This is a genomic window from Citrobacter sp. Cs237 (assembly GCF_030332325.1).
Taxonomy (GTDB): domain Bacteria; phylum Pseudomonadota; class Gammaproteobacteria; order Enterobacterales; family Enterobacteriaceae; genus Citrobacter_A; species Citrobacter_A sedlakii.
Window position 1 is genome coordinate 1 of record NZ_JAOWIB010000083.1, and the last position, 2,754, is coordinate 2,754.

At 53.7% G+C, this 2,754-nt stretch carries 2 protein-coding genes; both read right to left on the reverse strand.

Going from position 1 to position 2,754, the window contains the following annotated elements:
• A partial coding sequence (locus OGY07_RS02925; protein WP_286598554.1) for an autotransporter outer membrane beta-barrel domain-containing protein occupies window positions 1-2,114 on the reverse strand: 2,114 nt, incomplete at its 3' end.
• A 416-nt stretch (window positions 2,115-2,530) separates the two neighbouring features.
• Window positions 2,531-2,754: autotransporter outer membrane beta-barrel domain-containing protein (locus OGY07_RS02930; RefSeq protein ID WP_286598556.1), on the reverse strand; the 224-nt coding region annotated here is incomplete at its 5' end.

The window sequence follows — 2,754 nt, forward strand, 5'->3', positions numbered from 1 at the left end:
AGGGCGTCGACGTAGTGGGTTTCGCCCAGGCGGTCGTGCAGACGGGTGTTAAACATCGTGTTCGCCGCCTGCAGGTTCATACCGTACAGACCCGCTTCCGGACGCACCGCGTGCTCGCGCGGTCTCTGCGGCTCAGGTTGCGTCGGCGCTTGCGGAGTCAGCGGATCTACCGGGTCCACTGGCTCAGTCGGATCAACCGGTTCCGGCTGTGGTTCCGGCGTCAGCGCGCTGGTCAGATACCAGTTTTTCTCATTCTGCCCTTCCCCACGTTGCAGGGTGTAGTCATACGCCCCCGCCACGATACGCCCGTTCTGAGTAAACACACCTTCAGAATTTCCCGCCACGCTAATAAGCTCAATACCGTCAGTGGTCAGCCCGCCTGTGCCGCCCGCGTTCAGCACCGTCACGTTCGTGTTACCGGAGGTGTTGCCCTGCACAACCAGCTTATCGGTTGCAGAGGTATCATCGCCCAGTTGGGTGTTCATCACGAGATTACCGTTGACGCCGGTATAGTCGCCGTTCACCGTCAGGGTTTTAAACGTCGCCGCGTCGCGGGTCAGCGAACGGGTCGTCGCGCTGGACGGCATAAAGGTCAGCGTCGAATCGTTCAGCGACAGGTTGGTCAGCTGCGAGTCTTTGGTCATATTCCAGACCGATTGCTCCGCCAGCGACAGGTTGCTCACCGCATCGTCAGTGGTTGCTGCGCCGCCATCAAAACGGGACTGGTTAATCGCGGTGATATCAATCGTCGCAGCATCTTTTGCCTCCAGCGTCCCCACAATATGGACTTTCTGCGGATTGATGGTCACGCGGGAGTCGGCATTTTCAGCCAGGATCGCGACAGCATCCGGGTCGTTGTAATTCACCCCCATCCGCACCTCGCCATTCAGGGTGATTTCGCCGCCCTTATCCGCATGGAGATAATTCCATCTCCCGCTGCGGGTGGCGTCGACAACGTCAATATCCAGACTGCCGTTAACGGCGATTTTCCCTGCGGCTAACGCCTGATCCATCGAGGCATACAGCCCGGTGCCCGTTGTCTGCTGATGCCCTTTCGCATCAAAAGTGATACTCAGATCGTCGCCGGTATAGACCGTCGAGCCCATTGAGTCGACGCCATCAAGCACCGTCTGATCCGCGCCTGCGTTAAGTCGCATCGTGGTGGTGCCGACGGTAGTGACAGCGGCATCCACATCGACGTCCGGAAAACCGTCTGACAGCCAGATACCGGACGCCACGCCGCCGACGGCGTTGACGGTGACGTCAAGGACTGTATCGCCAAGCGCTTCAACTTTGCCGCCGTTAGCGCTAATCCCGTCAGCAAACTGATCGGCTACCGAGGTCACGGTCGCATTCTGATAGCGAATAAGCGAACGGGCACTCTCTTCCATCGCTTCGGAAATGATCCCGCCAGCATACCCCGTCCCCTTACTGTTGAGGATAACGTTCTCAGCTTCAATGCGGGTGCCATATTTTGCATACACGCCGAAAGCATTGCTGTTTGCCCCGGTCACCGTGGTATTCACAGTGGTATTACCGCTTAAGAGAATGGAACCATTGTTTTTCGCGCCATAAATCCCGGCGATCCCTTTATCATCACGCTTATGGCTCATGTTAACCGTTAAATCATCAGCAACAATCTGCGCCTGTTGCGCATTCAGAGCGTCGCTGATGTTTTCTTCAGTCATAATCGTGACCGCAGACATAAAATCATAATCAGCGTCAAGCGGCAGATCCGGTCTGTTGGGTCGGGTTCCGGGAATATAATCACCCACAATCTGATTCACGGTAGAACCGGAACCTAAGTTAATGGTGCCGCTGTTGTACAGCAGCACCGTCCCGCTGGCCAGCATGAAATCGCCCGTTTCTAACTCCCCACGGCCACTCACCAGCGCCGTTCCGCCCGGGTTATTAATGGTCACGCTGCCGTTATTGGCGACGGAGATAGTGTTATGTTCACCCGAAGTACTGACGATGCTATATGTCCCACCGTCGGCAAGCTCCCCGCTTCCGGTCATCACGCCATTTTCATTATAAAGTTCAGCATGAACATAGTTGGTCATCAACAGGCTGCTGACAAGGAGCGCTGTTGTGGTTAATTTAAATTGTTTCATATCGGTATCCGTAACAGACATCGCGGCGCTAAGACGTATTGCGTGCAATAACGCCATGGCCGATGTGCAATTTCTGGGTTAAACAAAAGTGAATAAACGCCGGTTATTCCGGGAGAGGTCTTTGCCGATGCTCGCGGTGGCTTCTGTGCGCCATTTTCCACCTGCACAGCAACAGGACAAATGAAATGACCTTAGCTAAATAATTAAATTTATTATCTAAATATAAAAACAATACCTGTTTAATATATGAGTATTTTATTTATTAGTAGTGTTTTATTCTTTTAAAATCAGGACAGGAAAATCTTAAGATCATCCCGTTAAGCAATACCCACTTTTTTAGAGTGGGTATTTCCTCAGTGTAAGTATCACCGGTAAATGTCGGATAAGGCGCAACGCGCCTTATCCGACGTGACGTATCAGAACGACGCTTTAATGCCAATCATCGCCGAGGTGTCGCTGTAGCCTTTGTCACCGACCTGCTGGCCGACGTTACCCCACAGGGAGACGTTCTTCGTCAGCTGGCCTTCCACACCGGCCTTCAGCTCGCCGATATTGCGGGCGCCGTCCAGATCCACGTTGTCACCGTTCATCGACACGCCAAAGTCTTTGCTGTTGTGGATCCAGTTCGCTTCCACAAACG